The 24968-nt window shown below is 57.9% G+C and carries 22 protein-coding genes and 1 pseudogene; 10 read left to right on the forward strand and 13 right to left on the reverse strand.

Annotated elements, in window-relative coordinates; all coding sequences use genetic code 11:
* Window positions 1–521: 521 nt before the first annotated feature.
* The 5 genes from NW862_RS11155 to pilM all read right to left on the reverse strand — a co-directional run bounded on the left by NW862_RS11155 (window position 522) and on the right by pilM (window position 6903).
* A complete protein-coding gene (locus tag NW862_RS11155) occupies window positions 522–1703 on the reverse strand; it encodes an Ig-like domain-containing protein (protein ID WP_414336105.1) in 1182 nt (393 codons plus the stop codon).
* 109 nt (window positions 1704–1812) lie between these two features.
* On the reverse strand, window positions 1813–3984 hold the full coding sequence (locus NW862_RS11160) for an AMIN domain-containing protein (protein ID WP_414348381.1): 2172 nt from the start codon (window positions 3982–3984) through the stop codon (window positions 1813–1815).
* Window positions 3985–4243: 259 nt separating this feature from the next.
* Window positions 4244–4984 (reverse strand): hypothetical protein, encoded by a 741-nt coding sequence (locus NW862_RS11165; protein ID WP_414341968.1) that lies wholly within the window; start codon window positions 4982–4984, stop codon window positions 4244–4246.
* Window positions 4984–5685 (reverse strand): PilN domain-containing protein, encoded by a 702-nt coding sequence (locus tag NW862_RS11170; protein ID WP_414368474.1) that lies wholly within the window; start codon window positions 5683–5685, stop codon window positions 4984–4986. The genes NW862_RS11165 and NW862_RS11170 overlap by 1 nt, the downstream gene beginning before the upstream one ends.
* A 60-nt stretch (window positions 5686–5745) precedes the next feature.
* Window positions 5746–6903, reverse strand: a complete 1158-nt coding sequence (gene pilM / locus NW862_RS11175) for a type IV pilus biogenesis protein PilM (RefSeq protein ID WP_414348377.1) — start codon at window positions 6901–6903, stop codon at window positions 5746–5748.
* Between the two features lie 165 nt (window positions 6904–7068).
* Between pilM and purN the strand changes: the two genes are divergently transcribed.
* Both purN and NW862_RS11185 read left to right on the forward strand, forming a co-directional pair.
* Window positions 7069–7713: a phosphoribosylglycinamide formyltransferase gene (gene purN / locus NW862_RS11180; protein ID WP_414335208.1), complete on the forward strand. Its 645-nt coding sequence runs from the start codon at window positions 7069–7071 to the stop codon at window positions 7711–7713.
* Window positions 7714–7757: 44 nt separating this feature from the next.
* Window positions 7758–8537, forward strand: a complete 780-nt coding sequence (locus NW862_RS11185; protein ID WP_414335206.1) for a hypothetical protein — start codon at window positions 7758–7760, stop codon at window positions 8535–8537.
* Between the two features lie 9 nt (window positions 8538–8546).
* On the opposite strand, the gene NW862_RS11190 is transcribed toward NW862_RS11185, so the two are convergent.
* From NW862_RS11190 to mrdA, 5 genes are all read right to left on the reverse strand, one after another.
* Window positions 8547–9539, reverse strand: a complete 993-nt coding sequence (locus NW862_RS11190) for a hypothetical protein (protein ID WP_414335204.1) — start codon at window positions 9537–9539, stop codon at window positions 8547–8549.
* A 150-nt stretch (window positions 9540–9689) separates the two neighbouring features.
* Complete coding sequence (locus NW862_RS11195) at window positions 9690–10349, reverse strand: hypothetical protein (RefSeq protein ID WP_414335203.1); 660 nt, start codon at window positions 10347–10349, stop codon at window positions 9690–9692.
* 25 nt (window positions 10350–10374) lie between these two features.
* Window positions 10375–11523 (reverse strand): threonine-phosphate decarboxylase CobD, encoded by a 1149-nt coding sequence (gene cobD / locus NW862_RS11200; RefSeq protein ID WP_414341974.1) that lies wholly within the window; start codon window positions 11521–11523, stop codon window positions 10375–10377.
* A gap of 47 nt (window positions 11524–11570) precedes the next feature.
* Window positions 11571–11876, reverse strand: coding sequence for an HU family DNA-binding protein (locus NW862_RS11205; protein WP_414335200.1), 306 nt, complete (start codon window positions 11874–11876; stop codon window positions 11571–11573).
* Window positions 11877–12179: 303 nt separating this feature from the next.
* Window positions 12180–14060 (reverse strand): penicillin-binding protein 2, encoded by a 1881-nt coding sequence (gene mrdA, locus NW862_RS11210; RefSeq protein ID WP_414427179.1) that lies wholly within the window; start codon window positions 14058–14060, stop codon window positions 12180–12182.
* 116 nt (window positions 14061–14176) lie between these two features.
* On the opposite strand from mrdA, the gene NW862_RS11215 reads away from it, so the two are divergent.
* Window positions 14177–15439 (forward strand): lipopolysaccharide biosynthesis protein, encoded by a 1263-nt coding sequence (locus NW862_RS11215; RefSeq protein WP_414427180.1) that lies wholly within the window; start codon window positions 14177–14179, stop codon window positions 15437–15439.
* Here the strand turns inward: NW862_RS11215 and NW862_RS11220 are convergent.
* Both NW862_RS11220 and NW862_RS11225 read right to left on the reverse strand, forming a co-directional pair.
* Window positions 15426–15791, reverse strand: coding sequence for an FHA domain-containing protein (locus tag NW862_RS11220; RefSeq protein ID WP_414335195.1), 366 nt, complete (start codon window positions 15789–15791; stop codon window positions 15426–15428). The genes NW862_RS11215 and NW862_RS11220 overlap by 14 nt on opposite strands.
* A gap of 93 nt (window positions 15792–15884) precedes the next feature.
* Complete coding sequence (locus tag NW862_RS11225; RefSeq protein ID WP_414335194.1) at window positions 15885–16721, reverse strand: SDR family oxidoreductase; 837 nt, start codon at window positions 16719–16721, stop codon at window positions 15885–15887.
* 118 nt (window positions 16722–16839) lie between these two features.
* Between NW862_RS11225 and NW862_RS11230 the strand changes: the two genes are divergently transcribed.
* Window positions 16840–17331: a YajQ family cyclic di-GMP-binding protein gene (locus NW862_RS11230; protein WP_414335193.1), complete on the forward strand. Its 492-nt coding sequence runs from the start codon at window positions 16840–16842 to the stop codon at window positions 17329–17331.
* A 471-nt stretch (window positions 17332–17802) separates the two neighbouring features.
* Here NW862_RS11230 and hemW read toward each other — a convergent pair whose 3' ends face one another.
* Entirely contained in the window at window positions 17803–18996 is a 1194-nt protein-coding gene (gene hemW / locus NW862_RS11235; RefSeq protein WP_414427181.1) for a radical SAM family heme chaperone HemW, read from the reverse strand.
* Window positions 18997–19061: 65 nt separating this feature from the next.
* On the opposite strand from hemW, the gene hisH reads away from it, so the two are divergent.
* The 6 genes and pseudogenes from hisH to NW862_RS11265 all read left to right on the forward strand — a co-directional run.
* Window positions 19062–19700 carry an imidazole glycerol phosphate synthase subunit HisH gene (gene hisH, locus NW862_RS11240; RefSeq protein WP_414336135.1) on the forward strand — a complete coding sequence of 213 codons (639 nt, stop codon included), beginning with the start codon at window positions 19062–19064 and terminating at the stop codon, window positions 19698–19700.
* 22 nt (window positions 19701–19722) lie between these two features.
* Window positions 19723–20184, forward strand: coding sequence for an EVE domain-containing protein (locus tag NW862_RS11245; protein WP_414336137.1), 462 nt, complete (start codon window positions 19723–19725; stop codon window positions 20182–20184).
* Window positions 20185–20318: 134 nt separating this feature from the next.
* Window positions 20319–21911 (forward strand): hypothetical protein, encoded by a 1593-nt coding sequence (locus NW862_RS11250; protein ID WP_414427182.1) that lies wholly within the window; start codon window positions 20319–20321, stop codon window positions 21909–21911.
* Window positions 21912–21915: 4 nt separating this feature from the next.
* On the forward strand, window positions 21916–23214 hold the full coding sequence (locus NW862_RS11255) for a hypothetical protein (RefSeq protein WP_414336058.1): 1299 nt from the start codon (window positions 21916–21918) through the stop codon (window positions 23212–23214).
* Window positions 23215–23246: 32 nt separating this feature from the next.
* Window positions 23247–24254, forward strand: a complete 1008-nt coding sequence (locus tag NW862_RS11260; protein WP_414427183.1) for a DEAD/DEAH box helicase — start codon at window positions 23247–23249, stop codon at window positions 24252–24254.
* Between the two features lie 37 nt (window positions 24255–24291).
* A pseudogene (locus NW862_RS11265) lies at window positions 24292–24968 on the forward strand (IS630 family transposase); the annotation flags it as partial.

Below are 24968 nucleotides of genomic sequence, written 5' to 3' on the forward strand. Positions count from 1 at the left end.
AGGGCTTCTTTGGCCGCGACGTGGAGGTGCAACTGCAGCAGCCCCGAGAACATCAGGTGGAGCTGGCGCTCATCGCCCGTCCCGGATCCCAGGCCACCTGAGCAAGACAGCGGGGCTTAGGTCCTTTGCTTCTCTGCACGACTTTTTCACAGTTTTGTTCCTAAGATTAGAACGACTCACACAGGTGTGTTGAAGACTGAGACACTAGAGGAAGGAGACTTGGGGATCCCCATATTTGGGATCCCTATTTTTTGAATGATAAAAAGTTAGCAGGATTCCTCTCGGAGCGACACGAAAACAGCGCCAGCAATGACGCTAATCTCAGCTCTCGTCCTCAAGCTGGTTGCCAGTCGCTTGCCAAAAGCTTCTACAACCCACCTCATGCAATCCAAGGGATCCCTGGCAGCAGTTGTCACCGGTTGGTCTCGTAGGGTTTTGGTTCCAAGATAAGCAGTTGGTCAAGAAACTTAACATCTAGGTCAACTCATCTTAACTCAATAAAGACTCCCCGAGCCATCGGGTTAACTTTTGTGGGTCTCAGCAGCCCAATCCTGAATAATCCAGGTACGCAAGATCTGGATTTCTTCAGGGCTCAAGTGGCCCAAGCGATCCGTGCCGGTGCCGTTGCGGCGAATGTAGGCCAATTCGGGAGATCCGCTGCGTCCAATAAAAGAGCCGGGAAATTCTCCTTGGGGATCACTCACGGGGGGTCTCGGCGTCGGCACAGTTCCCGTCCCAAGCTCCGATAAGGAACCGGGGGCGTCGGCCCCTTCTCCTTCTGCATTCAAGGGGATCCCTGCCGCCCGTTGAATAACAGCATGGCGAGCCAACCAGCGCGGTTTCAGCAACTCGCTATTTTCTGATCCGGGCGTTACGTAACGCATCACCGCGGCATAGCTATCCAAAGGGCTGCGCCGCATCCGACCGGCCCGCTGATGACAACCCACACAGCTAGCATCCAGTAGGGGCTGAATATCTCGCTGGTAGGTGTATTGAGGCTCGGTGCGGAAGGTCAACTCTATGGGATTTTGTAAATCTAGCTCTTTGGCAGCAGGTAAGAACACTCTGTAATCGGTACTGTAGTTGAGTGGCTGTAAAGGCTGTACAATTAGCTCGTTTCCCTGGATATCAAAGGCCACTTCCAAAGGAGGCTGGATCCCAAAAGCCAAACTCGTCATTCCTGTCGGAAGCTCTCGGTCGAAACGCAGGCGAATACTTTGATCAACTGGGATCCCTCTTTGGCCATTGGAAGGATTGCTAGAGACCAATGCGACTCCACCTTGAGGAAGAGGAGTAAATTCTACCTGAGCTTTTCGGGCCGCCACTCTTGGTTGTAAAAGAGTTAATGCATTGGGATAGAAAGTGGCATATTGCTCCAGTTGAGTTGGCGATGGGTTTTGCTGCCAAACACTGCGAGGCATTCGCACCGTGAAGAGGGGCACTTGTTGTTCCCCACCTTGCCCCAGTACTTCTAAAGTGAGCTGCTCCGCCTGCGGCTGTGCCTGAAATTGTTGTGCCAAGGTTTGCCAAACCAAAGAGCGCGATTGCTCGACAAGCTGTGAATAGCTCTGCCCCTGCACCCGTAGAGAGAGATGATAGGTTTGCGGCCATCCTACCTCACCCCAAGCCAGCACCCAGGCCAACCCGAAGGCGAGCAACAGGGATCCCAGCTTCAGCCAAGGCCGGCGGCGAGAGTTCGACATCAGCATTAATCAGCAACGTATCTTAGGGTTTAGCCGTTTCTATGAGAATCTTCCATCTTTGGCAAAGCAACCGGTCTGAGAGAATGACAGTCATTGGCGGGCCACTCTTCTACTCTTCTAGAATAGTTGGGGTAATCAAGACAACAACTTCACTTCTAATGTTCGTCGTGTTTTGCCTACGAAAGAGAGCACCTAGCAGAGGAATCTCAGCAAGAAGTGGAACTTTATCAACAGACACTCGATCCTCCTCTTGTATCAATCCTGCCAAAAATAGTGTTTCCCTGTCTTTAAGTCTGATTTGCAAAGAGCCAACAGAACGCTGATTGAGCAAGCTAATTACGGCTCCGTCTGCTAAAGTGATTTGGCTACCGATAGATGAAACCTGGGGAAGAAGATTCAACGTAACGTAGCCATTGTCATCAATCCTGACGTTTTGAATAATTAAGTTGACTCCTGCGTTTCCTTTTTCAAAAACGACTGTTGACGTACCCGTTGCAGGGTCTGTTACCAATCTCCTATTGGTGATAACTTCTTGACCAACTACAATAGCCGCGCCCGTGTTGTTAGCGACGACCACTTTTGGGTCAGCCAGTATCTTGGCTGTTCCTGAAGCAATAGCTGCATCTATGCGGGCCGCAAGAGATTGCTGGAGTCGGTTTAAGGTGTTGAACACAAGTGAGCCGCCAGTTCCTACGGAAGGAACTACGCCAACGTCAGGAACCGAAGACCCTGCAGGTTGGTTGAGGGGAGTTCCACCAAAGGTGGTATTATCTCCAGAGCCCAGTGCAAAGTTGCCAGAGGCACCGCCTAATGCCACTCCTAGACTAGAGTTGTTATTGAGGTTAATCTCAATAAACCTAGCACTAACTAAGACCTGACGACTTCTAAGATCAATCTGGGCAAGGTAGGCTGCAATCACATCATGCTGGGCAGGTGTGGCAACAATAGTTAGTGAGTTTGTTCTTGGATCTGCTTGAATGGCTGACTCTTGAGCAAGAGGGATATTCGATGCTTCCAGGATAGCTAAAATTCTACTTCTGATTTCACTTGGAGTGATACTTAGTTGTCTAGCATTGATTTCGACTGTTGCTTGCCCGCCTCCGGCCCCAGCAGCAGTAAGGTTAAAGGTCTGTTCTGTCTCTTCGATTCTTAGTTGATTAAGTCTATATGTTTTGACAATCTGCTGGCCGACTCCAGGAAGGCTAGTGCCGATAAAAACTGTTTGCCCTACACGAGTTGCTTGCAGTTCCTTCAGCCGCAAGATAAAGTTGAACGTTTCCTGTAAGGGTGAGTCGGCTACATCTAAGGAAATCGTCAAGTCCGGAGGAACGTCGTTAAGAACTACATTTAGTCCAGCTCGACGTACCAAGAGACTCAACACATCACCTACGGGAGCATCCCTCAGGGTTAAGGTAATCTTGGCATTTGAGCCCAAGTCAACTGGAGGGGGAGCAGGAAGGATGCTGCCGACTGCAAGATCCCCTGCCGGAGGAGCTACTGCTCGACCCTGGAAGGGAGAAGTAGTGGGATCAACGGATCCCGGCGGCAGTTGGGGTTGGTTAAGCTGCCCTACGGGGGGCACCTGAGAAATGACCGGCCCAGGGGAAGCCGGCTGAGGGGCAGGAGCCACCTGAGCTGGCGGGGAAGGGGGAGGAGTTTGGGCAAGGGGCTGAGGAGTAGGGGCTGTTCCCTGGGGAGAAGGAGGGTTTTGAGCAACCGAAGGGGCGGCAGGAGCCGGCGGCGGGGCCACAGGCTGAGGTCGGGTTGGCGAGGCCGGTTGATTGGGCGCTACTTGGCTGGGCGCGGCAGCTACAGGAGCCGGTGGGGCAGAGGGCAAGCCCTCAAACTCGAAGACCAACTGTGTTGGGCTGCGCTGGGCCAGCAAGCCCTGGGGAGCTGCCGCAACACCGGCAATTTCTATCCGCACGCTGTCACTGCCCAGTTGCTTGGCTTCGATGAAGCGCACTCCCGGCAAGGGAGACTCCTGACGATAGCGGCCTTGACCGCCATCCAGTTGAGCATTGGTGATATCCCCAATCCAAGACCGGCCCTGTTGGGTAAAGAACACCTGTGGACGGGCACCCCCTGCGGTGTTGATCTCCAGCTTCATGCGGTTGCCGTGGGGCACCAGGCGGATATCGGTGATGCGGCTGAGGCTTTGTGGATTGGCGGAGGTCAACTGCTGAGCGGCGGCTTCCTCAAGTTGGCTTTCTACAGCCAACAGAGGCAGCGAAAGGATCAAGCTCAATGCACATCCCCAGGCGACTCGACGGTTCATCATCCTCACACCTCACTCCGTTACCCAAGCGTGTTTCTGCTTTACTTCAGCACGGGTTTAGCCAGTGCTTCCCTAATCAAAGCCGAAATTTTGGCCTTTGCCACTACCCGTAGTGGCTTTATGGGTGGTTTTTCCCCGATCTTCGACATAGGAACACTACCTGTATCGGTGCCTCTGGGTTGTCTTTTCCAATTCCCAAGGAGATCCCCTTGCAGCAGGATCCGCTGCGAACCACCAGGGCACAAACGGGGTACAGGCTGGCCTATTGGCCAGGTGTTGGCTGTCCTGCTTCGGGGGGAGCTTGTCCTTCGGCGGGGGTCTGTCCTTCGGGTGCAGGGGCCGTGCCCAAGGGAACGTCCTTGTTGTAGATGTAGGCAATCAAATCAAAAGCGGCGTCCAGCTCCCCTGTGTCTTGAACAGGATTTAGGCTGATGTTGCTCACCCGAAACAAGGTGCGTAGGCGCTCTACATCCCTCATGAGATTGATGATGTCCGTATAGGGGCCCCGCACCGCGACGCGGGTGGTTTGCACCTGGATGGCCGGAGCAATGATCGCGGGCACTTCGGAGTTGGCCGAAGAAGCAGGGGTGAGGGGAGAAGGGGCAAAACTGCGCAGCTCGCTGTTGGGCTGTCCCCGCACCAGCCGGTTGAGATCGATCAGTTGCGTGTCGGCATTCTCGGGGGTGGCCAGCAAGGCGCTGATCTGCTGCTGCTGCACGCGAGCCCTCTCGATTTGGTTGGGCACGTCCTGTAAGCCGGCAATCTGGCCCTGTACCTCCTGCAACTGGCTGGTTTTTTGGGCCACCTCTCTTTCCAAGGCTTGCACCTCTCTGATCAGAGGACGGAGTTGGGTGAAGGCCAAAAAGCCCGCCGCGCCCAGGCCCAGGATCCCGATCAACAGGCCAATGCGAATGGGAGTCAGCTCGACCCCCAACAATATCGGCGGCCCTGCCGGGGGTGCCATTAGTTGGTCGTCGTGAAAACTTTCTACCGAGCCAGTCATCAGTTCCCCTCCACTTGACGCAGAATGCGGATCTTTTCCACCAAGCCTATTGCTCCCCGCTGCTCCAGCTCGCGGGTAAACTCTGGGTCGGGATCCCCTATGGTCCGAATAGTAACCGTTAGGCCGTAGGTGACGCTGGGTTCAGTTTCAGGTGTGCCCTCCACTCGAGAGGCACTGTTGAGAACGGCACTGGTTACGAAGTTGGAATCCAGCAGGGTGAGCAAAAAGTCGTTCACCAAGGGAAAATCCAGCGCCCCGCCTTGGATGTTCACGGTATCCCCAGAGGCGCTGATGTTGGTTATCCACACCCCTCGGCCAGGGATCCTGCGCCGCACTTCTTCCAAAATGGCCGACCAGGGCTGGACGGATCCCAGAAAAGAGCGAAACCCTTCCGTCTGGGTGCGAATGGTTTGTAATTCTTGGCTGAGGCCCTGGAGTCGGGTCAACTCGGCATTGGCTGTGCTGAGTTCACCGTCGAGGCGGGTTCGCTCTGCCCTCAGAGTGTTCCGCTGACGGGAGAAGCTGTCTTGGAAATACCAAAAAGTTCCCATGGCCACAGCAGTCACGGCAACCCCCAGGCCAATGGCCAAAGCCCAGCTCTCGGCTCCGGCGGCAGTTGTCGGGGCGGCTACCGCCCCTGTCTGAACGGTGGTGGGAACTTCCGGCCTTTCCTTAAGAAAATTGATTTCCGGTGTGTACATCCAATCGCCTCACTCATTGCTCGCTCATTGTTGGATAGTGCCTTCGAGGGATCCCTGTCGTTACTTGCCGGCTTCCCGCATGGCCAGCCCCAGGGCCACCCCCATCGCCGGGCGCTCCTCCAAGGGCACCTCGATTGAATCCGGCACAAGGATGTTGCCAAAGGGATCCGCCAGTTCTACCGCCACGCTCAACGACTGAGATAGGAAACCATCCATCTGGCCAATGCTGGCCCCCGGCCCGGCCAGCAAGACTTTCACCACCGGGAAGCTGCTTTCTGTGCTCGTAAAGAAGTCGATGGAGCGCTTCAGTTCATCCGCCAAATCGGAGACAACGCGCGTCACTGCTGCTATGCCGGGATTGCTGGGAATCGGTTGATCTCCCGTGGCCAAAACATCGACGGGGTTGAGCAGGGGTAACCTCAGAGTTCGCAACAGGTCGCCGGTGCGGCTAACCGGCAAATTCAGAGATTGGGCCAGCACCTGCCGCATGTGGATGGTGCCGATGTTGACGGTGCGGGTAAATTGCGGGATGCCGTTGACCAAGATGCTGATCTCGCTGCTGTCGTAGCCGATGGAGCCAAGCAACACCGCCTCTTGAGGGCTGTGCTGGATGAGCTGGTCGCGGATGGTGCGAATGAGGGAGAAGCTGGCCAGCTCCACACAGCGCACCTTCAAGTTGGCCGCCTGCAGCACCTCTAGGTAGTTGTCCACCACCTCTTTTGGGATGGCCACCAGCAAGACTTCGATGCGCTCAATGCCATCCTGGGAAAGGTCTAGACCGAGGGGTTGGTAATCTACATCTGCCTGATCCCGTGGGTAGGGGATGTAGAGTTCGGCCTCCTGCTCCAAGACCACCCGGCGCAACTCGTCGGCAGGCAGGTCGGCAGGCAGGCGAATGAGACGAACGATGGCCTCTCTTACGGGCACTGCTGTGGCTGCCGGCAAGTTGGTGGGCACCTTGTATTCGTTCAACAAGTTGGCCAGGGTCAAGCCAACCGTGCTCGGATCGAGGATGCGCCCCTCGATCATTGCCCCCTCTGGCATTTCCACACTATGGTAGTGGGCCAGACGATAGCGACCATTGCCCTGTTTTTTCAGTTGGGCAACGGCAATGCGCTCGGGGTTGATGTCCACCCCAAGCATGGTTTGAGTTTTGGAACCGCCAAGAAAGCCGAACACGTCCGGAAACTCCGCCCTTTGCGCTACCGCTAGAGGCATACTACCCAATTTATCGGGGGGTTACCACCGATTTGCAGTTGACTCCAAATCTCTACTTCTTGCAGCGAGCGTTTGCATCCCTTTCCAGATGAGCCCAGCCAGAATCAGCAGAGAATCTATCTGGGTTTAAAATAGCGGGGCTGCAGACTTTCCCGCCCAACGCTCATGAACCTACCCAGCTTACTCTGGCCGGATCCCAACGGGATCCCGGCGCCTTCTCAGCCGGGGATCCTCGGCATTTTGGCTTCCGGCAATGGCAGCAATTTCGAGGCTATCGCTCAAGCCATTGAGGCAGGTGAGCTGCAGGCCCAGATTGCTGTGGTCATCACCAACAATCCCATAGCCTACGTGCGGCAGCGGGCCCAAAAGCGAGGGATCCCTTGCCTTGTGCTCAACCATCAAGACTACCCCCGTCGTGAAGATCTGGATGCCGCCATCGTCCAGGTGCTCCGGCAGCATCAGGTGGAATGGGTGATCATGGCCGGGTGGATGCGCCTGGTTACCCAGGTGTTGTTGTCCGCTTACCCGGATCGCGTCTTGAATTTGCATCCTAGCCTGTTGCCCAGCTTCAAGGGCCTGCGAGCCGTTGAACAAGCTCTGAAGTGCGGTGTGAAAATCGCCGGCTGCAGCGTTCACCGGGTCACGCTGGAAATGGACAGCGGCCCCATCGTGGCCCAAGCAGCCGTGCCGGTTCTGCCCGAAGATACCGTGGAATCCCTTTACCGGCGCATCCAAACTCAGGAGCACCGCCTCTACCCGCTGGCCATCCGCCTCTGCCTGGCCGAGGGATCCCTGCTACCCAAGGCTTGAGAGAGGCTGCACAATTGAGGTTGAGTCCAGCGCTGGCGCATCCTATGGCTGAGATCCCGCCTCTCCTCGTCTTCGACAGCCAGGTGATCCTGGCCGGTCGCTTGGCCCTATGGCAGGAGTGGGCCCGCTTTGGAGTGTGTGTGCTGCCGCAGGCGGTGATGGCCGAGCTGGAGCGCTTGACCCGACAGGCCATTGATCCCCAAGAAGAATCGACGGCCCGCGAGTTTTTGCGCCGCTGGCCTGGCCTGGGGTTTGCCGTCTCGGAAGCCCGGGCCCTGGTGGGCGGTGCCGCTGCCAGCGATCAGTCCCTGCGGATCCGCTTGGAAGAGGCAATTGCCGACTGCGCCTATGCCCTGGCCCAACAGCAGCCGGGAACGCTGGTGGTTGTGGTTAGCAACGACCGGCCTTTGGTGGGGCGAATTCAGGGTATAGGTCTCAACAACCTCTGTGCCATCTCCCTGGCAGAACTGAACCGGTGGCTGCGTCAGCAGCAGCGCCCTCAGGCTGTGGCCACGGCTTTGAAGCGGTTGCCAGGGCCGGCCATTCCTGCCGCCAGATTGGCTTCCTCTTCTAGCCCCGCTCCACCCGTCCGTCCCCTGAGTCCTTCTCCAGCTTCGGCGAAGCCACCTGCTCGGGTCGGGTCGAGCCCAACCCGCCTTGGGCCCCTTTTGCAAGGCCTACAGAATGCTCTTGCCTTGTTGCTGGCCCTGGTTTTCCTCTCGGCAGCCGGGTTATTGGCCTGGCGTTGGCTCGATCCAGCAGGGAGCGAAGGAATCTGGCGGCGGCTGCCGCTGTCTCGGATCCCTTGGCTTCGGGATCTGTAGTCATCAAAGCTACTGCTCAACAATCGTGACGTTAAAGCCCTTGCTTTTCAGGGTTTCTGCGTGATAGCGGGCATATTCCAGTTGCTCAAATGCTGCCAACTGCACAAACTTCTGGCCATTCACATCTTTCACAAAGGCCCCATCGGAAACTTGTCGAGCGCGCGCCAAGCTCTCGGCCCCCGAGTAGGTGGTAAGCACCAAGAAGGTGCCCTCGCCGCGGTTCGGCCCCAAAGTATCGGGATCGTTGTTGCCCAGAGGCACCAGGGTCAGGGATCCCACAGAGGTGGGAGATGAGGGTTGAGAGGGGCGCTCCAAACTGGCCGCCAACTGCTCCACCGTTCTGGGCCGAGAGGGTTCTGCGGCAGCCAAGACCAAGTCGGTTTGCAGGCTATCCAGCAGGTTGGGAACGTCTTGAAGGGGAGCGATCTGCAAGTCCCTCAAGTCTGGGGAGGTCGTCAAGCCCAGCGCCAGCCGACTCGGATCCAAGCTGCCGGAATAGAACTCCTCTCCCACCTGCCCTTGCAGCGGTTCCAGTGGGATCAAGGGCAACCGGGACAGATCCACCTGGATGGGGCTCCTTTCTTCTGCTCTGTTGGCAGTGCTTGGGGGCAGAGACAGTTCTGCCGGCCAGATCAGCCAGCGCACCCCAAAGCCAATCCCGGCGCAAGAGAGCACCCACAGCAGCAAGACCCAGAGGGGCGAAAAGGCTCCAGAGGGCCGTGGCATCTCTTCTTCTTCCAGGTCTTCCACCACCTCTTGAATGAGCACAGGTGAGGAGCGCTGCCCAGAGCTGGTATTCCTGAGCTGACCTGCTCGCGGCGGCCCAGAATTCGTGCGCTGCAAACGCTGCCAGAGGCGAAACCGCTCCAATTCTTTCAGCACATCCAGGTGCAGATGGCCCAGCGCTTCCTGAAGAGCAGGTTGAGAACCTGAATGGGATGGGGACTGCTGTGCCGTAGGTACGGGTTGGGTAGTGTCTGGAAGAAGCGGAGAAGGACTCATAGACAGCCCACACTCAACTTAATACAAGTCTGACGGCAAACAATGCCGGTTAACTGTTGTGACAGCCGGAAACAGCTTAACAGGAGAACCTGCCTTGCCAACAAGGACTACCAGCGCTCTATTACCCTGCCATAAGACCATGACAGTCTTCTAGGACTTTGCCTCGAGGTAGAGGGCACACACATCTGCCGGCAGGTGCTGAAGCAAGATCTGGCGGGCAGAGGCAACGATGGCATCCACATCTTCTGGGGCAAGGTAGTATCCGTCGGCCTTGAGTTGGGCGGCAATGCGGGCCGGTGACCAGCCAAAGCAATCCCGCAGCAGCAGAATGAAGCGCAGGTCTCCCGGCAAGGTGTCCAAGCCGGCGCTTAAATAACAGGCCAGTGCCGGCGACAGAGAGGACTTGGTCCCGCCGCCACCAACAGCCTGCGAAGGAGCGGCTTCTTTCTCGGCAGGGATCCCGTCCAAAGCTTGGAGCAGCTCACGAGTTTGCTCTGCCAGCCAGGGTTGCAGCACGGGATCCCCTCGACCAGCCGCTTCTCCCAGAAGGCTGCGGACATCCAGGCGCTGTAGGCGCAGGTAAAGCCGCAACCAAACCTGTTCTCGATAGGCGGCCCATTGCTCGGGCGGCAGATGTTCGGCCAGGATCCCGTCCACCCACTTGCAGTAGCGGCAAAACAGGCCGATGAAGTAGCGCGCCACCTCCGGCTGCCGTTGAAAGGCCCGCAGCAGCTCCAGATCGCTGTAATGGGCCACCCCTCGCACGATGGGGGCATCGCATTCCGGCCAAAGGACAGTAGCTTCGGGCATCAGCATCTCTCCCGCAGAAAAATCCCTAGCTATTCTCCAGGATCTCCCGGCAGGCCGATAGCAACTGCTCCTGCTCCGGCAAGGTGCGTAGGCCAATGCGCAAGTAGCGCTCCCCCAACTCAGGAAAACTCAGGCAATCCCGCACCAGGATGCGGTGTTGCCGCAACAGCTTCTCCTGAATCTGGGTGGCAGAGCCGGGGCAGCGCACCAGCACAAAGTTGGCTTGGCCGGGCCAGGGATCCCAGCCGGGCAGCGCCTGCAGACCGCTCAGCAAATGCTCCCGCGCCGTGGGCAGCCAGGCCAGGGTGCGCCGGCGAAAGTTTTCATCCGCCAGAGCCGCTGCCACCGCCACCGCCGCCAATCCGTTGACGCTCCAGGGATCCCGCCACTGCCGCCAGCGCCGCCAGTGATCCGGGTGCCCCACCGCAAAGCCAATGCGCAAGCCGGGCAGGGTGAAAAACTTGGTCAGGGAACGGATGACGATGGTGTTGGGGTGAGCTGCCAGATGGGGGATCACCGTTTGGCTGCGGGGCATTGCCGACAGACTGGAGTCAGAGCTCAGGCTGGGCGGATCCCGGGGAGAGTCCCCTGGCAGAAAGTCCATAAAAGCCTCGTCCACCACCACCTGCTCGAACTGGGGCAAAAGAGGCAGGATCTCTTGTTGCAGGAGCAGCCGGCCCGTCGGGTTGTGAGGGTTGTTCAGCCAAAGCACCCGGCTGCTCTTGCCTGCCGCCGGCAGGGGTTCTTGCAGAAGGCCAAAATCAGGGGATCCCTGAGCGGGGAAAAAAGGCAACGGCTTGACGGTCACCCCCGCCGCCGCCAGGGCCCGTGCATACTCCCCAAAAGCAGGCTGGGGCAGCCATACTTCCCGCCCTTGGGCATCGCGGGCGGCCCAGGTGAGCAACTCCGCCGCCCCATTGCCCACAAAAATCCACTCGGGCTCGACTGCCCAATGGTTGGCCAAGCAGATGCGCAAGTCGCGGTAGTCGGGATCCGGGTAGCGGCTGATCACAACCGGCTCTGCTGCGGACAGCGCCTGAGCCAGAGCTTGCAAGACCGACGCCGGGGGGCCAAGCGGGTTCAGGCTGGCCGAAAAATCCAGGATCTCCTCCGGAGAGCAGCCAGCAATCGCCGCTCCCCAAGCCCGATTGCCACCATGCCGAGGCCGCCCCATGCCTTGAGAAGAGCCTTACCCAGCAAGCGAGTCCCCACCCGGCGAAATTAAGATTTCCCCCCTGCCACTGCATCGCGGAACGACTTGCCCGCCGTAAAAGCGGGGACAATGCTTTCTGGGATCACCATCTTCTCGTTGGTCTTTGGGTTGCGACCTTCCCGTTGTTTGCGTTTGCGGGCCTCAAAGGAGCCGAAGCCCACCAGGGTCACTTTCCCCTTGGGTTCGCCGTTTTCATCGCGGGATGCGACCTCTTCAACGATGATCTCCAGCGCTGCCGAAATGACGGCCTCCGCTTCTTTTTTGGTTACGTTGGCGCGATGAGCGACGGCATCCACAAGCTCTGCCTTGTTCATCCTGATCTCCTCGTGAGTTAGGCAATAGGGTTAGAACAGTCTCTGGCCGCGTACTCGCGAGGGGCTGCGAAGCAACCACGGCCCAGAGTGTCTTCAGTCTGTAGGAGCGGGGCTTGCCCTGCACTGCGCCAAGGCGCCGCTGGCGCGAATGGCAGGATTGTGGCAGTTTGGCTCCAAATCACTGACATATTCTACAGCCAAGTTAGGTCAGAAGCCTGCTGGGATAGGGGTTTTAGGGGGGCTTGAGGCAATTTTGGGGAGAAAAGAGGCTGCGCAGATAATTTTTGTGCCCGGTCGGCTCACTTATGACTCAGGTCGGAAGTAGGCCCGCATCAGCTCGCGGAAGATCGGGGCCGCCCGGGATCCACCCCCACCGCCGCTGTTTTCCAGAAAGACCACGACCACCAATTCGGGCCGGTCGTAGGGGGCATAGCCGACAAACCAGGCGTGGGAGCGCCGCGGCGGATCCTCGGCGGTGCCGGTTTTGCCGGCGGTAGGGGGAAAGCCCGGCCCCAGGTTGGCGTTGCCGCCGGTGCCGTAGACCACCACATCCCGCAGCCCCTGTTGCAAGATCTCCAGGGTAGCGGGGGAGAGACCTACCTTCTGCCGCAGGGGCACGGCGCTTTCCGGGATCACCTGCTGCGAGAGCAAGGGACGCACCCGCCAGCCGCCGTTGGCCACCGCTGCTGTGACCACCGCCATCTGCAGCGGCGTGGCGGTGATAAATCCCTGGCCGATGGACATGTTCACCGTATCGCCCACATACCAAGGCTCGCGCCAGTGACGCTGTTTCCAGTCGGCGTCGGGCACCAGCCCCACAGCTTCCCCCTTAAGGCCGATCCCGGTCAATTGCCCCAGCCCGAAGCGACGCGACCATTCTTGCAGGGGGGCGGCCTTGGTGCCCAGGGCAATCTGGTAGAAGAAGGTGTCGCTGCTGTAGGCCATCGCCTGGCGGTAGTTCAGCCGCCCGAAGCCGGCGCGGTTCCAGTCCCAGAACCTCCACCCGCCCACCTGGATGTAGGGGCCGGTCTGCAGCACCGTATCCGGGGGAAAGGCCCCCGACTCGATCCCGGCGGCGGTGGCGATGATTTTGTAGGTGCTGGCGGGGGGATAGGGCCGCAGGGCGCGGTTGAGGAAGGGAAAGTCCTGCTGTTGCAGGCTCTCCCACTGGGCTTGGGTGATGCGGCTGGAAAAGAGGTTGGGATCAAAAGTGGGATAGCTGGCCATGGCCAGGATCGAGCCGTCGCGGGGATCCAGGGCGACCACTGCTCCTTTCTGCTGGCCCAGGGCTTGCTCTGCCGCCTGCTGCAGGCGTACGTCCAAAGTCAGCTGCAGGGTGTTGCCCGGTTGGGGGGCTTGTTCTCCCAGCACCCGCAGCACTTCTCCCATGGCGTCCACCTCCACCTGTCGCCCGCCCCACTGGCCGCGCAGATGGCTCTCGAACAATTCCTCCACGCCCATCAGGCCGACGATATCCCCCAAGCGATAGCTGGGATCGGCCCGCAGTTGTTCTTGCGAGATCTCGCCGGTATAGCCCAGCAGGTGGGCGGCCAAGTCGCCATGGGGATAAAACCGCACCGTCTCCGCCTCCACCATCACCCCCGGCAGTTCGCGGCTCATCTCTTCCAGTTGAATGACCACCTGGGGGCTGGCGTTGCGCAGGATGCGTACGGGAAACGGGGAGCGGTAGCCGGCCTGTTCCAGCTTTTGGGCAATTTCTTCGGGGGCCATGTTCAAGGCTTGGGCCAGCTTGGGGATCGTCTCCTGCCAGCCCTGCCGCGACTGCACCAACGGCCACAGGAAGACTGAGTGGGAGAGCTGGCTGCCCGCCAGCAGCACGCCGTTGCGATCCACAATGCGCCCCCGTTCCGGCGGCTGGGGCAAGAGGCGAATGCGGTTGGTATCGGCCAACTGGCGGTAATACTGGGTGCGCACCAGTTGTAGGTAGGCCAGGCGGGATCCTAGCCCCCCCAGGAGCAAGCCGCTGGCCAGCAGGAGCAAGACAACAGCTCGGTAGCCCTGGCCCACCGTTTTGGCCGGCGGGGATCCCAGCCAGCGAGGGCTACTGGTCGGCGGGGGAAGGACGCGGCGCGGGTCGGGGGGCCTGGAGTGGGGGGAAAACAGGGTTTTGGGATCCCGTTCCGCGGATGTGGTGATGTTGCCAACAGGGTAAAGTTTGGCCATGAAGAATTGCCGAATAAAGCTGCAACCCATCCACCCAGCGCACAAGGTTGAATGCCTGGGCGGTCTCTCTCAGCCAGTATCCCCGGCTGCGGCCAGCCTCGTCCAGGAGGGTTGCCGTGGATAGGGCAGAACAACAGCGGCTACGACAGGCTGCCTGGCTGATGCTGGGCAATGGCCTGCGCCTGGGGTTGTCCGGGGCCTATTTCATCCTGCTGGCGCGGCTGTTGGGGCCGGAAGCCTTTGGGGTGTTCTCCGCCATCTTGGCCTGCAGCAACCTGGCCGCCCCGTTTGGCCATTGGGGCCAGTCGGAACTGCTGATCCAGCGCCTGAGCGGCCGGGGATCCGCGGCGGCTGCCCAGGAGATCGGCCCCAGCTTGTGGTTGGCGGGGCTGGGCTGCGGGGGGATGACGCTGCTGTTAACACCTCTGTTGAGCCTTTGGCTGGCCGGGATCTCCCCCCTCGTGGTGGGGATCCTGCTGGGGAGCGACCTGCTGTTTATCGCCATCCCTGAGGTGTACAGGGGGATCCTGATCGGGCAAGAGCGGGTTGCCGGCGTGGCTCTCATCGATACCGGCATGGCGCTGGGGCGGGTTGGCGCTGTGCTGCTAGCGGTGGCTCTGGGTTGGGGATCCCTGGTGCAGTGGGCCGTGCTGTACGGCCTGATGGTGCTGGTCGTGCTGCTGCTGATGGCGCGGGGGATGGGACGGTGGAGCAAGCCTTCTCCCCCCTTGGCCTGGAGAGATCTGGGGGAACGGCTGGCGGCGGGCTGGGATTTTGCCGTGGGGCTGGCGGCGGCAAAAACCTTCACCGATTTGGACAAGCTGCTTTTGCCCCGTCTGGCCTCGGCAGCAGCGGGAGGGCTCTACAGCGCCGCCTACCGGGTGATCAACTTCTCGCAAACGCCGATGATCGCCCTGCTCACCAGCCATTTTGCCGAGCTGTGCCGCCAAGGGCAAAAGGGCCTACGGCAAGGCTGCCACTACGCCTGGCAGCTCTTCCCTTGGGTGGTGGGCTACGGCAGTTTGGCCGCCCTGGGGGTGGCGCTGGGCTCCTACGGGATCCCCTGGGTGCTGGGGTCGGCTTACCAAGAGACGGCCCTCATCCTGCGCTGGCTCAGCCCGGTCATCCTGCTGGAGGGGATCCACCTGCTGCTGTCTCACCTGCTCACCGGAGCCGGGCTGCAAAAGCCCCGCAGCCGTCTGCAACTGGCGGCACTGGGTCTGAACGGGCTTTTGAATGCGGTTTGGATCCCAAGGTGGGGTTGGCAGGGGGCGGCCTTAGCGACCTTGCTGTCGGAGCTGGCTTTGGTGCTGGCCTTGCTGCTATTGGTTCGCAGGCAATGGTGCTCTTGGGAGAGATCGGGACTTACGGGGCCTTGATGATTTTGTAGGTGGCTTTGGCGTCGGGGCCGAAACTGATCACATCTCCCGACCGGAGCTGGTGGGTGGTCAATTTCTGTCCGTTGATCAACAGGCCATTGGTGCTGGGCCGACCTTCCAGATCCCCATCCAAAATGCGGTAGCAATATTCTCCCTCTCGCTCGGCAGGAACCCGCAGCAGCATGGCGTGGTAACGGGAAGCAAACTGAGAGTTGAGACAAATGTCGTTCGCCAAGTCCCGACCGATGAAGTATTTGGCGGATCCCAGCACCTGAGTACGGCGGCCATCTCGGTCTTCCACGATCAAGATGTGCTGCTGAGTGCCGGAAGGAGAAGGCGCAGACTCAACCATACTTCTGCTGTGAGACCAGTATTGAACTGTACCCCACACTATACCTAAGTTTGGCCCTCTTCCTGCCATTGCCGGGCCTGACCGATCCGATGGCTAGCGAGGGATGTTCTGGAGCAGTGGGCCAACCCAGCCGGGAAAGAGGGTGTAAGCTCCTACCGCCCATTGGGCCATGCCCACCACCACCTCCGACTTGGACTGGCAAGCGGCGTCCCAAATGGCTTCGGCCACTTCTTCTGGCCGGCTGGCCCAAAAACTCTCCAGCGCCTGTTGCATTTGCTCGCGGGCTTTCCCACCTGAGGCTTGGGATTGGCCGTCAGCAGGGGACTCCGGCCCCCCCTCATCCAGAAAGATGGCTCGCTTGAGAAAATCGCTGCTGACAATGCCCGGATGAACACCGATTACCTGGATCCCGTGGGGTTGCAGTTCCAGACGCAGCGCCTCTGTCAGCCCGCTGACTGCGTACTTGCTGGCACAATAGGCGCTCATTTGGGGCAGGGGCATTTTGCCGCCGATGGATCCCACGTTGATGATCTGACCTTTTTTGCGCTTCAGCATATCGGGGAGCACGGCCCGGATGGTGTACAAGTAGCCCCAAAAATTGACCGCCATCAGCGCCTGCCAGTGTTCCAGGGTGGTTTGCAAAAAAGGGCCGCTCATACAGATGCCGGCGTTGTTGATCAGGCAATCGATGCGGCCATAGCGTTCTAGGGTTCTCTCCACCAGGTTTTGCACCTGTTCTGGCTGCGTGACATCGGTGGGAACGGCCAAGACCTCGGCGTTTAGACTTTGCTCCAGGTCGATGGCCGTTTGCTTCAAAGTTTCGGCAGTGCGGGCGGCCAGGGCCAAGCGGTACCCCCCACGGGCAAAGGTGAAGGCGGTGGCTCTGCCGATGCCTTCGGAAGCGCCTGTAATTAAAACAACATCGGCCATCCTGCTTCTCCGCAAATCTGGACAGGGATCCCTCTACCTGTTGTAGCTTCTTTGAGGGTTGGGGATCCCTGCTTGGCCTGAGAGCTTAAGATACGGAACGGTAGCGAAGATAGGGTTTATGGCCTCTACCTACTCATTTGATATCGTTAGCGACTTCGACCGGCAGGAACTGGTGAATGCCGTGGATCAAGCCCGGCGGGAGATCAAACAGCGCTATGACCTCAAGGATACCCAGACAGAAATGGAGCTGGAGGAGGGATCCCTGACCATCACCACCGCCAACGACATGGCCCTCAACTCCATTCGGGAGCTGCTCCTCACCAAAGCGGCCAAGCGGGGCCTCTCCCTGAAAATCTTCGACTTCCAGCCGCCGGAGAGCGTCGGCGGCAACCGGGTGCGCCAAGTGGTTCGCCTCAAAAAGGGCATTGATGCCACGCTGGCCAAGCAGATCGCCAAGCAGATCCGCGACAACTTCAAGAAAGTGCAGCCTTCCATTCAAGGGGATCTGGTGCGGGTTTCCGGCAAGGATAAGGACGAGCTGCAAGCGGTGATTCAAATGCTCAAGCAGCAGGACTACCCGGTGGCGTTGCAATTTGTTAATTATCGCTAGGGAACCGTTGAGCCTCCGTCCCTTCCCCCTCAATTCCCATCCAAATTCAGGATCGCTGGACTCACAGCAAGGCAACGGTAATGCAACAGTTCGTTCACATTTCCAACTCCCCTCTTCTTCTGGGGGCAGGGGTGAGGGTTATAGTCATTTCAAACAGCAATGAAACGGTTCGTTACGTCGTTATTGCTCCGCAACGCCGTCGCGAACGCGCCGCTCTAACTCCCCTCTCCCTCAGGGAGAGGGGCTGGGGGTGAGGGCTGGGAGAGGGGCTGGGGGTGGTCGCGTAAGCGGCGCGGAGCGCTTGGGCCTCAGGGAGAGGAACTGGTCGAAGAGCGCTTGGGGAAATGAGCGCCTGGGAGCTGTTTCAATCTAGTCTGAAATGACTACAGCCTACCCCCTTTAAAGCCTGAGTTGCCGGCCAAGTGGGGTCGGAAACTTTGCCGAGCAATCTTGTGCACGTGGCCGACGCAATCAAGCCAACAAGTCCTTGAGAACCTCATTGGAAAACAGCCAGCCCTCCGGCGGGATCAGCCGCAGCCGCCCGGCCTCACAACTGGCCCAACCCTTCTCAAAATAGGGATCCAGTCTCTCCAAGGCTTGCTTCAGCTTGTTGTCGCCAAAACGCTCTTGTAAATGGCCTAAATCCAGCCCTTCTTGTAAGCGCAACCCCAACATCAAAGTATCCATCCAAACTTCCTCTGGGGATGCTTCCGGGGGGAGGGGGTGGGCTTTGGCTTTCACCTGCTCAAAATAGTCGTAAAGGGTTTTGGGCTGCTGAATGCGCCGTCCCTCTTCGTAGCCGACGGATCCCATGCCAAAGCCAAAGTAAGGGCGATTTTCCCAGTACACCCGGTTGTGGCGGCAGGCATACCCAGGGCGGGCAAAATTGGAGATCTCATAGTGAATGTAGCCTGCTTGGGTGAGCAGCTCTCGCGCCATCAAGTACATTTCAACTGTGGTTTCCTCAGTGGGCAAAGGTGCATCTCCCGGTCGGTACATCCGACCAAATCGGGTTCCCGGCTCAATCGTTAAATCATAGATGGAGACATGGGTGGGGTTGATTTCAAGAACAGCCTGCAGCGATTGCTGCCAGTGCTCCAAGGTCTGGTAGGGCAGCCCAAAGATCAAGTCCAGGTTGAAATTCTCAAAGCCCACTGCCTGCAAGTCGGCCACGGCTTCGTAGACTTCTTCCACCCCATGCAGGCGGCCACAGGCGGCCAGCAGCTCAGGTTGAAACGCCTGTACCCCCAAGCTGATGCGGTTAACCCCCAGATCCCGGTAGCCCGCCAACTGCTCCCGCGTCAGGGTGCCAGGGTTGGCCTCCAGCGAGATCTCGCAGTTGGGATGAAACGGGATCCTCTCCCGCAGTTGAGCCAAGATCCGGCCCAACTGCTCCACCGTCAGCAGGGAAGGGGTGCCGCCGCCGAAAAAAATGCTGGTCAAGGGCTGGGGATCCCCGGCCAAATGGCGGTAGCGGTAGGCGCCGCCGATCTCCTGGCAGAGCCTCTGCACATAGGTTTCCATCAGCTCGCGGGTGCCCAGGCCGGTGGCAAAGTCGCAGTAGTAACAGCGCTGCCGGCAGAAGGGGATGTGCAGATAGGCTGCTGCGGGCCAGCCAAGCTGAGTGGAGAGGATAAGGTTTTCCTCAGATGCTGCAACTACCATAGCTCCCTACCTTGCTAAAACCACTATACTGGTAGGCTCCTAAACGCTTTAGGAAAAGGGATCCCATGAAAGCCGTGCGCCTGGCGGTGATCGACTATGATGCCGGCAACTTGCATTCGGCTTGCAAAGGGCTGGAGCGGGCCGGGGCCGAGGTGCAGCTAGTAACAGAGCCGGCTGGGCTGGAGGCTTTTGATGGCATTGTCCTGCCCGGCGATGGGGCTTTCGACCCGGCCATGCAGCAGTTGCGGGCGCGGGGCTTTGAAGAGGCAATCCGAGCAGCAATCGGGCGGCAGCAGCCCTTTTTGGGCATTTGCCTTGGGCTGCAGGTTTTGTTCGAGGGCAGCGAAGAAGGGACAGAGCCAGGGCTGGGCCTTGTGCCGGGGCGGGTGCAGCGCTTTCGACCGGAGCCTGGCCTGCGCATCCCCCACATGGGCTGGAACCAGTTGCACCTTACCCAGCCCCAGTCTCCTCTTTGGGCAGGGATCCCCGACCAAAGCTGGGTTTACTTTGTCCACTCCTACCACGCCGTGCCCAGCGACCCAAGCTGGGTGGCCGCCACCACCCAACACGGCAGCCAAACCTGCGTGGCCGCCATTGCCGGCGGCGCTTTGTTGGCCACCCAGTTTCACCCCGAAAAGTCCGGCCCGGTTGGTTTGAAGATCTTGCAAAACTTCGTGGACTTTGTGGCAGGATCCCTGGCCTAGACCTCGATTTTTCCCAAGCCCCATGAACTACTGGCTGATGAAATCGGAGCCCAGCGTCTACAGCATCTGGGATCTGCAGCGGGAGGGCCAAACCCTTTGGGACGGCGTGCGCAACTACCAAGCCCGCAACTACCTAAAAGCCATGCAGGTTGGGGATCGCGCCTTTTTCTACCACTCCAACGCCAACCCCCCCGGCATAGCCGGCCTGATGGAGATCCGAGAAACCCAGGTGGTCGATCCCAGCCAGTTTGATCCCACCAGCCCCTACTACGATCCCAAGTCAACCCCTGCGGATCCCCGCTGGCACACGGTGCGGGTGCACTTTGTTGCCGCCTTTGAGCGCTTGATCCCTTTGGCCGAGTTGCGAGCTGCCTTCACCCCCGATGAGCTGGAGGTGGTGCGACGAGGCACGCGCCTGTCGGTGATGCCCGTTCCCCAGGTTGTTGCCGAGCGGCTGCTGGCATTGGCGACTGCTCCTACTTAGCTGCTTCCGTTTCTGAAGATTCAGAGCGCAAAGAGATACAGCGTACCTGAAGCTTCTTAACGAATCCGAAAAATAGGAAACTGGGTATTCAACACCTGCCTAGGATTGAGAAAGCGACCTAGGGCGAGGTCATTGTGGCGCTGCGCGATGAATACGCTCATTGGAACCGAGCCATTATTCAATGGGCAACACTGGGAGTTCCTTACAACACGCCAGTCTACCTTAGTGTAGATCAAAAAGTTTTAGCAGGTCTGGGCCTAGGCACAGTTAAGGATTTCTGCCAAGCCGTGCGCGCTCAGGTGGCAGATGGCAATCGGCTGCAGTTATCGGCTTTGCAAAACCAGGGATCGTCCGAACCGGCAGGGGTGGCCTTCTTGGCGCTGATGGTACTCGCCGCCAACGACATGATGAGAGATGACAAGCTGGATGCCAATGACTTCTTCACCCATTTTTGCCAACGGTTGGAAATACCTGGCGACACCCGTCCGATAGGGATGAAAGCCGGAGATGAAGAAAGCTTGTGGCAGGAGTGGAACCGGTGGCTAGAGGAAAAAGGATGGATTGCCACCGCCAAACCAGGGGAAGGCTCGCGCCGGTATTTGAATTACCCCATTTCCCAGGCCTTGCTGCGGGAGGCGGACACCCAAAAGTTATGTCGCATGTTTTACGAGAAAAAGTGGACTACGGCCCGCAGCGAAACCCAGTTGCTGGTGGATTTGGCGAGCGAAAAGAACCTAAACCAACATCTGGCAGAGCTGCTGGACGACCGCCAGCGACACGAAGTCCTGGGCGCCGAAATCCTAGCCGTCCATCAAGAGTGGTTGGATGCAGGACGCCCGGAACCGCAACGATTTAGCCGAGCGTACCAGCCCCCCACGCGTCTGACTGCAGGGCTGTATCGCACCGAGGATCGGTGGGGGGATCCAGCATACTACCTTTATCCCAAGCTGCCGCGTCACTGGCCAGTTGCAGAGGTGACGGTAGAAAACTTAGGTCGCCTGCGCTTGGAGCGCGTAGGTTGGTTTTACCCCGTTGGCAAGCCACTCTCTGCTGGCGATCTAGCTGAGGGGAGAGCCTGGCCTATTCGCGGCCATGCCCACTTGCGGGAGCTCCAACTGCCGGCTCGAGATTTCTGGGTCTTGGTGCCCGATCCTGAGAACCCTGAGTCCGGTGCTCTAGCCAGTTGGGGAGCGCCCAAACTTGGCAGTCACTTCACTGTGTTGTTTCGGGAAGCCCTGTGGCCGGATTTGCAGCGGCTGCGCGAAGAAAGCCTGCTGCAATGGTCGGGCGAGCGCCAGCCTGCGTTTGCCGAAACTTCTGACTGGTGGGAAATCCAAGAATGTCAGGTGCTGGCCCCCGTATGGGACGGTTTGTTTTTACAACATCCCGAGTTGAAAGAAGCCTTGCAGCCGCGCGATCGCCTGCACATTGCCTTGAGTGGCGGATTACGGGTACCCCAAGGACGGGCTTGGCTGAAGGATCACTTACCACAGGTGACCGTGTACGGATTTCAGCCTACGGCAGCGGTGACCCTGACTGAAGTGGTCACTGGGAACATATACCTTCAAGGAGACCAGCGCTCTACCAACCAGCCTTGGGATTTGCCAGCAGACTTACCTCCTGGTACTTATCGAATCCAAGTTCGGAGCGGAACTGCCCACCAGGAACGCTCTTTAAAGATTCTGAATTGGGATGATTTGTCATTAGCTTGTGTAGTAGGAGAATGATCTTATGTCTAAGCTGATTTACTGGCTCTTTCACACTCGTTGCAAGAAATTTAAGCCACAAAAGCTGTTAGAGCACTTACAGAAGCGAATTACTCAAGAAAATTTAGTAGATGTCATATCTCATGTTCGAATTGAGAAAGGTATCAAGAAAAAAGGCGAGTACTACTTCTACTTGGGTATTGATCCGAAGGCACGCCCTGATTGGAAATCTAAACAAAAAGATAATCTTGAGAAATTTCTTAAAACAATAAGCGGTATTAATAAGGCTGCAAGGCAAGAATTTTACTGGGAAGAAATTCGACACATGGTGGGTATCGCCTACGATTTAGAGCAGGATATCCAAACTATAAGGTATTTCGAAGTCAAACGGCTGCCTAAAGTCAACCCATTTCGTTTGGAAACACCTATAGCTGAGTCGGCAGAAAGCGATCGCTCTCGAGCGTGCGAACAACTGCTTTGGTGGCTATCGGCAGCCGGTTCCGGTTCTTGGGAAACCTTTCAAGCCGTATGCGATCGCCTAGACCTACCCCAACCACGTCGGTTGTTGCGTCGGCTACAATTGCTGGGGCATCTCACGGTGGCTCGAGATGGCAGACGCTGGCAGATGCAGCCGCCTTCCTTGCAGCCGGTCGGTGAAAATTGCTACGTGCTGTACGGTCAGCGGAATGCAGCTCTCCAGAAAGATCTTCAGCAATTGGGTCGCCTTGAGGAGATCCCCCAATCTCGAAAGGATGCGCCACCCTGCTGGCAGTTCGAGCTGCAGACTGATGTTGCCACGGCGATCGCCAAGTTGCGAGCCAGCTACCCTACCCTAGGCATCCGCCCGGTCGAGGCTCCTCCCCAGTGGGACAATTGGGTGGCTACACTGGACGTTGTCGATTGGGTGCCACTCCACCGCTATCGGCTGAAGCGTTATGATGGGAGCCACTTCGCAGACGTGCCGACTGCTGAGGAAACAGGTTTCTACGAATTGCATGAGAAGGGATCCCCACAACAGCATGCCCTGTTCTACGACCGCGAGCAAGACAGGTGGTACAGCGGCGAGTGGTACGGCTTACGTTTTTTGGCTTTGACTCGCCTTGCTTCCGAAAACCTATCAGTTAAGTACGACCCAAATAGCCGAGAATTATCGATCCCTATCAGCCAGCGCTGGCCGCTAGCCTACGAACGCTATTTGGTCATGCAATCCGGCTGTTTGCCTTGCTACAGACCTGAAACAGAGGAACTGGTTTATCAGAACATTACGCCAACTGCATGGCAAATCATCGGCGAGCGGCTGCCGCTGCTCGATTTGGAGAAATAGCTAAGGTTTTTGCCCAAAGCCAAGGAGAAATCATGTACGACCTCATCGGCACCTATCAGCGATTGGATCGAATCTATCAGCTTTACATTAAGAGTGCTTTTCCCTTACGGTATCCTGCTCTTAGCGCCGAGCGCGATCGCCACTTGCATTACAGCCCTGATCATCCTCTGCTCAGTGTTCCTCCTCTACTGGAGCCCACACCCGTCTACCCTTCTTCTGGCAAAACCCTCGAGGAAGCAGCAAAAGATTTACCCGCTGGCTATGAAGACTTGGCCCACCTCGGTCGTTCCTTGTTCCCGAACTTACCCCTCTATGAGCACCAATGGCAGAGTTTGAAAGCAGCCATCGTTGATCAAAAGGATATTGTGGTAACGACGGGAACTGGCTCCGGCAAGACCGAGTGTTTTTTGTTGCCAATCCTAGCCCACCTTGCGCGGGAATCCCGTAGTTGGGATCCGATGTCTGAAAGCGGGGATACGTTTTGGTGGCAGGAGGAAGACAATCCAAATTGGGTGCCACAGCGCCAAGAGCAAAAACGACCGGCGGCAATCCGGGCGCTCATTCTCTATCCCCTAAATGCTTTGGTGGAGGATCAATTGCGCCGGTTGCGCAAAGTGTTGGATGGCCCAGAAACCCATGAATGGCTTGATCGCGAGCGGGGTTGCAATCGCATCACCTTCGGTCGTTACACGGGTCAGACCCCCCTCCCCGGCTATCCCACTTCCGATAAGGTCAAGGAATTAGCCCGGCAATTGCGAGAGTTGCAAGCGGAGCAGGAAAAGGTTGCCGTCCAGAGCCAAGACCCAGATTTGAGGTTTTACTTTCCGCGCTTGGATGGAGGAGAAATGCGCTCGCGCTGGGATATGCAAGCGCATCCCCCGGACATCTTGATTACCAACTATTCCATGCTCAACATCATGCTGATGCGGCAAATCGAGGCCGGGATGTTCGAGCAAACGAAAAGGTGGCTGCAAGAGAATCGCGAGCGCAAATTCTTGCTCGTGGTCGATGAGTTGCACACTTACAGCCTGTTAATTTAAAATAGGGTACAGGTTTTAAGAGGAAGGAGAGAAGGGAATGCCAACCCATTCTTTGGATCTACGGCAAAGGGTCGTGGCAGCTTATCTGGCAGGTAAGACCTCTATCCGCCAGGTAGCCGAACGGTTCATGGTGACCAAAAGAACAGTACACCGCTGGGTGCGACAGTACCAACAAACTCAGGATTTGACCCCCAAGAAAGTAGGCACCAAGCGAGTGGGTATTTTGGAACAACATCGACAGGAAGTGATGGCAATTATTGCAGAACATCCAGACTTCTACCTGTGGCAATATCAAGAACTGTTGCGGGAGCGCTTAGCGATTAATGTGAGTACCGTCACGATACACAATTTCTTGAAAAAGCAAGGCATGACTCTAAAAAAAAGACTTACCGCAGTGCGAGAGTCCAAGAAGAGGCGGTGCAAAGAGAACGACTAGCTTATCGTCAAGAAGTCAGGGATATTCCAGCGGAGGATTTGATTGCCCTCGACCAGACAGGGGTGTGGGAGGGAATGGAACGGGGAGTAGCTCGGAGTTTACGCGGTCAAAGAGCTTATCATTATCGTCAGAGATACAAGGGGGAGAAGCATACTGTTATTGGAGCGATTTCCTTGAGAGGAGTAGTTGGCTGTCGTGTCATCAAGGGTGGGATGAAGAAAGGGGATTTTTTGGAGTTTTTGAGAAGCGAGTTATGTCCGAAGCTAGATGCGAGGAAG

This window comes from Synechococcus sp. H55.8, from assembly GCF_047462375.1.
GTDB lineage: Bacteria > Cyanobacteriota > Cyanobacteriia > Thermostichales > Thermostichaceae > Thermostichus.